Source organism: Arthrobacter sp. HMSC06H05, from assembly GCF_001807395.1.
In the GTDB taxonomy this organism is placed as follows: Bacteria; Actinomycetota; Actinomycetes; order Actinomycetales; family Micrococcaceae; genus Pseudoglutamicibacter; species Pseudoglutamicibacter albus.
Genome location: NZ_KV788979.1, coordinates 1 through 7,054, shown reverse-complemented (window position 1 = coordinate 7,054; position 7,054 = coordinate 1). Strand labels below are relative to the sequence as shown.

Here is a 7,054-nt window from a genome sequence, read left to right as displayed (position 1 = left end):
CATTAAACGGCTGTGGGGCTGAGACGACAATTCGTCTCAGCCCCACAGCCGTTTAAGTTCTGTTCTGCCTTACCTGTGGCAGGGTAGGCCAGTTAGGCTACGTGGCTAGTCCGCTGGGGTATCTGTTCAGGAGGCGGACTTGCGTGCCCGGTGGCGTGCGAGTTCGTCCTCTGGGTGTGCAACGGGTGCTGGGTTGTCTTCGTTGCGCGCATAATCAACCGGTAGCTCGGAGATCGAGGATTCAACTTCGCGCCACACTCGCCCCACAGCGATACCGAATACGCCTTGTCCGCCCTGGACCAAGTCGATCACCTCGTCAGCTGAGGTGCATTCATAAACCGATGCGCCATCGGACATAAGGGTGATCTGCGCGAGGTCGTCTACCCCGCGTTCACGCAGGGTCGCGACTGCAGTGCGGATCTGTTGGAGGGACACGCCGGTATCCAGCAGACGCTTCACAACCTTGAGAACGAGCACGTCGCGGAAGCTGTAGAGCCGTTGCGAGCCGGATCCTGCGGCGGTCTGCACGGTTGGTTCAACAAGCCCGGTGCGAGCCCAATAGTCCAGCTGGCGGTACGTGATTCCAGCAGCTTTGCATGCGGTAGGTCCGCGGTACCCCGCAGCTTCATCTAACACAGGGAGGTCGTCATCGAACAGCATTCCCTGGCTTCCGGGCGCCACATGGCCTACATCCGGGTGGTCTACGTCGCGAGTCACGTACGCTCTCCTTGCGTTCAAATCTTCGAGAACTGGGTCGGCTCTAAACCTTGCAGTTCTCGGATGCGAGTGATGTGAGACAACAAGGTCGTAAAGAGGAGACTCTTCTAGTTAAGAAACTAGGCCGAATATGCCCCGTGGTCAAAGACCTTCATGTTTAACTTGAAGGCGTGTCGCGTTCAATCTCTAAAAGCTGACGGGTCAATCCTTGAAATCCGAAGGGTCGAGGCCTTCCAAGAATTCTTTGAATTCCTCAACTTGAGCCTCAGTTGCGCCGGGGTCTTCGTCCACAGGGCGCACTACGCCTACATGATCCAGAAGCTCGCTCGTGATCAGGATCGGCACGTCCAGCTGCAACCCTAGTATCACGGCGTCGGATGCGCGGGAGTCCACTTCACGGCCGTTGTCGAGGTCGATCCGGGCGTGGAAGGTCATGTCGTCCACGTCCACTATCCGCACACGCAAGATGTTGGCATCCAGGGCATCGACTATGTCCAGCAGGAGGTCGTGCGTGAGGGGGCGTTTGGCGGGGCTTCCATCCAATAAGTTGGAGATCACCGCGAATTCAGCTGAGCCGATCCACAACGGAAACACCCGGTCCCCAGTGATTTCATGCATCACCACAACGGGTTGCTGCGAAGGCAACTCGATCAACGCGTTCTCTACAGAAACGGCTCGATAACCTTCTAACGTCACAGAAACACTCCCTGGTTGGGCGTTCTCTAGCGGTCGAAATGGTCGATGCGGCTGTGCAGCATCGCGCGGTGAAGCACTGATAGCGCCTCGGCCATCGTCTCGGCTTGGTCAGCGGCGCGCGCGGAGGAGGTCGAGTCGCGGCGCGGATGCGATGAAGTCACGACTGATTCGATGAGTGCGGCTTCTCGTTCCGCGGCGGTACGGACCAGGCGCAGGTGACGCGGCTGAACACCATACTCGGCTAGACGCAACGCGGCAATGACGCTTTGTAAGGCGTTCGAGCCGAAGAGTTCATCCTCACCGGCGGCGATCATGCCAAGCTCAACCAGCTCATCGACGAAAGCGACCGATGCTCCTGCACGGCCAGCCAACTCGGCGCGCGTGAGCGGGCGCACGTGGCCTGCGATCTGTTCGGCTTCCACCTCATCAAGTACGCGTGGAGCGATCGTAGTTCCGCCAGGCAGAGCTTGCGGGTTCTCCCCCGCATCGACCGCATCGAGGTGTTCTTTGATGACCTTCAACGGAAGGTACTGATCCCTCTGTAGCGCGAGGATAAACCGCAGACGTTCAACATCCGAGGAGGTGTACTTGCGGTACCCGGCTGCGGTGCGGGCCGGGGTGATGAGGCCTTTTTCTTCGAGGAAGCGAATCTTCGAGGCCGTCACTGCCGGGAAATCTTCTTGCAGGATGGCTAGGACATCGCCGATGTTCTTGACGCCTTTACGTGGTGCGCGCGCAGGTTCTCGGCTCGGGCCGGTAGCCGGCGCCGCTGCCGCGGCAGCCGAGCTTCGACCCAAAACTACGTCAAGGCTTCTGTGTCTTGTCACTGCTCTGGAAGTGGCTGGTAGAACTTCAAGACGTACTTGCCGATGCGCACCTCGCTACCGGAACGCAGCTCTACTTCGTCAACGCGGTCTCCGTTGACGTAGGTGCCGTTGAGGCTCGAGGAGTCAACCACACGGAACACGCGGCCTTCCCGGCGGAATTCGGCGTGCTTGCGGGACACGGTGACATCGTCGAGGAAAATGTCTGAATCCGGACGGCGTCCTACCGTGGTCACGTCCTTATCCAGCAGGAAGCGTGCGCCTTTGACTTCACCCTCGTTGGAGAGCAGTAGCGCTGAATCCTGTGGAAGAGCCGTTACTGCACGGCGTTCTTCTTCAGACAAACGGTATTTTGCAATGACCTCGTCGCTGACTGGTGGCAGGGCGACTGAGGTTGTCTGGGTGGAGGGTTCCACGCCATATCCGCGGCCATCCGCTTGGCCCTGAGTCATGACCACTCCTTCACTCGTGTTAACAACTGTCACAACCTTATCGCATGCTGAGCGTTTGCTTTGACCCAACTATCTTTCACAGCGTCACAACCAGAAACCAGCTGTGTTCAATTCTTGGGCGCTAAGTTCTATAACCTTACCGTCAGCGGCCGGATCAATACAGATCGCTAGGCCTGCTGGCAGGTATCGGCGGAACCATTCAACACTGGTTTGAGCGGCTCCAGCTTGCGGCTGAAAACGGAACACTTCAAGCGCCGATGTGAACAAGGGGCAAGCCACAACACCGCCGGGCGGCGCGCCGGCATAGCCTGCCACGGCGGCATCACCCGCCGAGGCACCGTTGCCCACACCGACGCCATCAGCTGGTTTGTTAACCAACTGCGGATACGGCTGCTCCCCCGGCCGAAGCCCGCTGCCGGGACTGAGCATATACACGATCTCGGCGCCAGGCTTGAGAAGCTCCTGGATCACTTCCCCCGCCGGGTGTTGATAGCCTTCCTCGCCCCGACGTAGCGCCGCTTTGAGACGGCCGAAACGCGAATATCCTGCCACGTATTCATCAACAGGGTAGATAGCGATACCCGCTTCTTGCGGGTCTAATACAACGCAATGATCAGGATGCCGCGCAGCAAGGTATTCCAGTAGTTCATCCCCGAGCATGATGTTCACACCCGGGATTTCTTGCAACCCGATTCTGGCACACCACGCAGGTACCGCCTCGCGCCTGGTGTGCGCCGGAACCGCGAGCTGACCCTCATGAACATAGGTCACCGGTTGCCCGAACTCGTTGACCGGCACGGCCACATAGGCCCCGTAGAACTCCGAAAGCAACCCCATCCATTGGTGTGGAGCTGGCTCTGCGAGCCACGCGGATACGGCGCGCTGCAAGTAGTGGGCACAGAGCCGGGCGCCGTGGGCAGTTTCGTACTGGTCCATAGTTTTTCTACCGTAGAGTTTCTCTACCGTGCCGCTCCTACCGTGCAGGTTTAATGCTGGAGTGTTGTCCGCAATCCAACGTCACCTAACCAGATGATGTCGCCATCTTCAAGCGGTTCGGGGTTCTCTTCAACAGAAATATAGTCCTCACCGCGTTGAACAAGGGTACCGTTTCCTGACCCGGCATCGCTCACTGAAGGCGGGGCGGACGGTGTCACCCACAGCTTCGCGTGCACGCGGGAGACACTTTTGTGCGGGTCTTGAACTGGCACACCGATCACGCCTTCTTCCCCGGCGTGCTCCCCGGGTTGCCGGCCGATGAGCGCGTCAGCTGTGATACGGACGCGGGCACCGTCCGGGTGGGTCAACTCAACATACGCGCTATCCGGCGGTAGTGGATCCCACACGGGCAGGGAGCGGGCAACACGGTTCAGGATCTCCGGCGTGGTGACGTCCACCCCGCCGGATTCAGGTTGATGCGGCATTAGATGTCTCGCTCTACGAGCTCATCGAGGGAGGTCGGCGAAAGCAGATATGGCGGAACTTCAAGAACCGTGACCGCTCCTTTGCGACCTTCAGCAGCCAAGCGTGCCGCCGCGCGGCCGTAAGCGACCTGTACTGCTGCGGTGAAATCCGGATTGGCTTCCAGGTCCAGTGAATATTCGATGGTGGCTCGGCTACCTTCGAGGTCACCGGTTGTGATCACGCGGCCGCCGTGCGGCATTCCTTGGTGGTCACGTAGGAACTCTTCTTCAGAGATGAAGTTCACTTCGGTCTTGTATGGCTCGAAGTAATCCGGCATGGTCACGATGGTCTCGCGGATCCGCTCATGCTCGGATTCCTCCGCGACGATGTAGCAGCGGCGCTCATGCGCCTCATACTTGTTGATGTTCTCGCCTTCGCCTGCACGGGCGGCTTCGATCGCGTCCGTTGCTGGAACGGTGTACTGGACGCCATACTTCACGCCTTCTACACGGCGGACCGCATCCGAGTGCCCCTGCGATAAACCGGTTCCCCAGAAGCTGTTCTGCTGGGCTTTCGGGAAGAATGCCTCCCCCATCGTACGGTTGAGGGAGAACATTCCCGGATCCCATCCTGTGCTGATCAATGCGACGTTGCCGCCCTTCTTGGCGGCTTCATCCATGGCTTTGCGGTGCTGTGGGATCAACGTGTGGTTGTCGTAGGTATCAACCGTGGTGAAGTTCTCGGCGAATCCGGGCGCTTGCTCCGGGATGTCAGTTGCGGAGCCGAGGCACAAGAACAGGACATCGATCTGGTCCGAGTATTCGGAGGCTTGCGCTGCCGGGAAGACTGGAGTTTCGGTTTCGAGGGAATCACGGCGGGAGAAAATGCCGACCAATTCCATGTCGGGTTGCTGCTGGATAAGCTTTTCAACACTGCGGCCGAGGTTGCCGTAGCCGACGATGCCGGTGCGGATAGTTCGTTGCGTTTCTGTAGCCATTTTGAGGGCCCTCCGTATGTTGTGTGAAGCCATATGGCGGTTCACCTGACGAACTATTCTAAAACCACACACTTATTTGGTCCTTGATGTGACGACGCACGGCGTCATCTGCATCACAAAGCCCGGGAGTATGAACATGTCTCAACCGTTGCTTGGTGTGGCCGCGGTAGCTGAACTTCCATCTGCCATCGGGACGCTCGTGGTCTCAGCGACGCCTTTAGGGATTGCTCGCCTCGAGTTCAAGCACCGCGTTACCTCGTGTGCAGAAGATGGGATAGAAAGCCTACTTTTAGAGGCCGAGCCTGGGCACCGTGAGCAGGCTCAAGCGTGGGCGGATGAGGCTGTGAAGCAGCTCGATGAGTATTTCATGCTCAAACGGGAGGGGTTCGATGTCCCGCTGGATGGACCGCACGGCGATGGGTTCCGGGTTAGAGCCCAGCGGGCGCTCTCCCAGATTCCTTACGGGTCTACGCTCACGTATGCGCAGCTAGCTGAGGCGGCCGGTAACGCCTCTGCGGTACGCGCCGCGGGTACCGCGTGTGCCAGCAATCCGTTGCCGATACTGTTGCCTTGTCATCGTGTGGTCCGATCAGATGGTCGTCTCGGCGCATACCTAGGTGGCGAGCAAGCTAAGAAGCATCTGCTGCAGATGGAAAGCGTGGGCCTCACAGGCCGCTAAATCTGCGCAGACACCCACCAGCTACAGCAAACACGGCGTCACTGCGCAGGCCCTGCTGGCTGTGCTGTTAAAACAGTTGGTGCACATCCTCAACGAGGGTGTGCACCAACAACCGCTTGTCTCCAGTCTGTCTAGAGCACGGGGTATCCGGAGCCGATCAGGAAGCGTGCACCGCCTGGGTCGATCACGGATGCGACTGCGCCGATGTTCGTTTCGGTTGGGAAGCTTGCGGCGCGTCCGCCGAGGTGGGCGACTACATCGATTTGTGCTGCAGCGTTAGCGACACCCCAGTAGATACGCCAGGTTGCCGGGATGTTGTCTTTGAGGACTTTCGAGGCGTTCATGATGCCGGCTACCGGGCCTGACTCTTCGCCCTGCAGGGTCACGTATTCGTGGCCGACGACATCAGATACGTTTTGGACTTTCCAGCTATAGACGTCTTGGAAGAATTTGACGGTGCCTGGGAAGTTCCGTGAGTAGAGTTCGTGCCAGTACGGGGCGCCTGCCTTGTAGTAGACCTCGTAGCCTTGGTGCTCGCCGATCTCCAAGAGGCCCATGACTGCGGCGAGCTCACCTGGGCTGTCAGCCACCAGTGCGACCCGGCCGATGCCTGGACGGTTCTGGGCTTCTTCGAGGACGACGCCGCCGGCTTCTTTGACGCGTTCGATTGCGTCATCGACGGAGGCTACAGCGATGTAGGTGATCCATTCGTCCGGACGGGACTCATCCACTTTGTCGACGATTGAGGCGACGGCGCGGCCGCGGATCAACGCGGTGGTGAGTCCCTCACGGTCTTCGTATTGCCATTCGAGTAGGCCCGTGTAGAAGTCGAGGGCTTCGCGCCTAACAGATGTCCGGAGTTCGAGCCAGCATGGTTGCCCTTCGATAAAGCGACCAATCTCCATGTCATCACCTTCCTTGGATCAGGTTGAACACATTCTGTACTTCCTACTCCGAGCCTATCCTTTCACCCCAGTGAAGTGGGACACGTTAAGAGGAAGTGCCCCCGCCGGTCGGTTTGACCTGCGAGGGCACTTCGCTGTGCTTGAACATTATGCTCAAGCAGTTACAGCATCATTAGCCGTTCTTCCGCTTACGTACTACGAGAAGCGTTGCGCCACCAGCAGCGAGCAGAAGTGCTACGCCGAGGCCTACAGCGACATTCTCGACACCGGTTGATGCGAGACCTGGCTTCTTGCCTGGCTCTTCCGGAGTATCGGTTTCGGTTGGCTCTGGAGCTGGAGTCTCAGACTCAGATGGCTCTGGGGTTGGCTCCTCAGAAGGTTCT

10 protein-coding genes are annotated in these 7,054 nt (G+C 58.8%); 1 reads left to right on the top strand and 9 read right to left on the bottom strand.

What is annotated here, in order from left to right; translation table 11 throughout:
• Window positions 1-126 precede the first annotated feature (126 nt).
• The 7 genes from HMPREF3160_RS04150 to HMPREF3160_RS04120 form a co-directional block, all read right to left on the bottom strand.
• Window positions 127-660 (bottom strand): MerR family transcriptional regulator, encoded by a 534-nt coding sequence (locus HMPREF3160_RS04150; protein WP_083285409.1) that lies wholly within the window; start codon window positions 658-660, stop codon window positions 127-129.
• Between the two features lie 258 nt (window positions 661-918).
• Window positions 919-1,413: a bifunctional nuclease family protein gene (locus tag HMPREF3160_RS04145; protein ID WP_052048660.1), complete on the bottom strand. Its 495-nt coding sequence runs from the start codon at window positions 1,411-1,413 to the stop codon at window positions 919-921.
• A 26-nt stretch (window positions 1,414-1,439) separates the two neighbouring features.
• Window positions 1,440-2,210: a transcriptional regulator FtsR gene (locus tag HMPREF3160_RS04140; RefSeq protein WP_070507218.1), complete on the bottom strand. Its 771-nt coding sequence runs from the start codon at window positions 2,208-2,210 to the stop codon at window positions 1,440-1,442.
• A gap of 26 nt (window positions 2,211-2,236) precedes the next feature.
• Window positions 2,237-2,689: an FHA domain-containing protein gene (locus HMPREF3160_RS04135; protein ID WP_070490934.1), complete on the bottom strand. Its 453-nt coding sequence runs from the start codon at window positions 2,687-2,689 to the stop codon at window positions 2,237-2,239.
• 84 nt (window positions 2,690-2,773) lie between these two features.
• Window positions 2,774-3,625 carry a hypothetical protein gene (locus tag HMPREF3160_RS04130; RefSeq protein ID WP_070507217.1) on the bottom strand — a complete coding sequence of 284 codons (852 nt, stop codon included), beginning with the start codon at window positions 3,623-3,625 and terminating at the stop codon, window positions 2,774-2,776.
• Between the two features lie 50 nt (window positions 3,626-3,675).
• Window positions 3,676-4,110, bottom strand: a complete 435-nt coding sequence (locus HMPREF3160_RS04125; RefSeq protein WP_070507215.1) for an FHA domain-containing protein — start codon at window positions 4,108-4,110, stop codon at window positions 3,676-3,678.
• Complete coding sequence (locus HMPREF3160_RS04120) at window positions 4,110-5,087, bottom strand: diaminopimelate dehydrogenase (protein ID WP_070507213.1); 978 nt, start codon at window positions 5,085-5,087, stop codon at window positions 4,110-4,112. Before HMPREF3160_RS04120 ends, HMPREF3160_RS04125 begins: the two co-directional genes overlap by 1 nt.
• A gap of 136 nt (window positions 5,088-5,223) precedes the next feature.
• Between HMPREF3160_RS04120 and HMPREF3160_RS04115 the strand changes: the two genes are divergently transcribed.
• On the top strand, window positions 5,224-5,766 hold the full coding sequence (locus HMPREF3160_RS04115; protein WP_070507219.1) for a methylated-DNA--[protein]-cysteine S-methyltransferase: 543 nt from the start codon (window positions 5,224-5,226) through the stop codon (window positions 5,764-5,766).
• 131 nt (window positions 5,767-5,897) lie between these two features.
• On the opposite strand, the gene HMPREF3160_RS04110 is transcribed toward HMPREF3160_RS04115, so the two are convergent.
• Together HMPREF3160_RS04110 and HMPREF3160_RS04105 are read right to left on the bottom strand one after the other, a co-directional pair.
• On the bottom strand, window positions 5,898-6,671 hold the full coding sequence (locus tag HMPREF3160_RS04110) for a VOC family protein (protein WP_070507211.1): 774 nt from the start codon (window positions 6,669-6,671) through the stop codon (window positions 5,898-5,900).
• A 172-nt stretch (window positions 6,672-6,843) separates the two neighbouring features.
• Window positions 6,844-7,054 (bottom strand): LPXTG cell wall anchor domain-containing protein (locus HMPREF3160_RS04105; protein WP_141739825.1); only part of this gene is annotated, 211 nt, incomplete at its 5' end.

What these genes read in the sequence shown, in the direction of transcription:
- HMPREF3160_RS04150 (WP_083285409.1), bottom strand. Translation starts at nt 660, where the DNA reads ATGCTGTTCGATGACGACCTCCCTGTGTTAGATGAAGCTGCGGGGTAC.
- HMPREF3160_RS04135 (WP_070490934.1), bottom strand. Translation starts at nt 2,689, where the DNA reads ATGACTCAGGGCCAAGCGGATGGCCGCGGATATGGCGTGGAACCCTCC.
- HMPREF3160_RS04130 (WP_070507217.1), bottom strand. Translation starts at nt 3,625, where the DNA reads ATGGACCAGTACGAAACTGCCCACGGCGCCCGGCTCTGTGCCCACTAC.
- HMPREF3160_RS04125 (WP_070507215.1), bottom strand. Translation starts at nt 4,110, where the DNA reads ATGCCGCATCAACCTGAATCCGGCGGGGTGGACGTCACCACGCCGGAG.
- HMPREF3160_RS04120 (WP_070507213.1), bottom strand. Translation starts at nt 5,087, where the DNA reads ATGGCTACAGAAACGCAACGAACTATCCGCACCGGCATCGTCGGCTAC.
- HMPREF3160_RS04115 (WP_070507219.1), top strand. Translation starts at nt 5,224, where the DNA reads ATGTCTCAACCGTTGCTTGGTGTGGCCGCGGTAGCTGAACTTCCATCT.
- HMPREF3160_RS04110 (WP_070507211.1), bottom strand. Translation starts at nt 6,671, where the DNA reads ATGGAGATTGGTCGCTTTATCGAAGGGCAACCATGCTGGCTCGAACTC.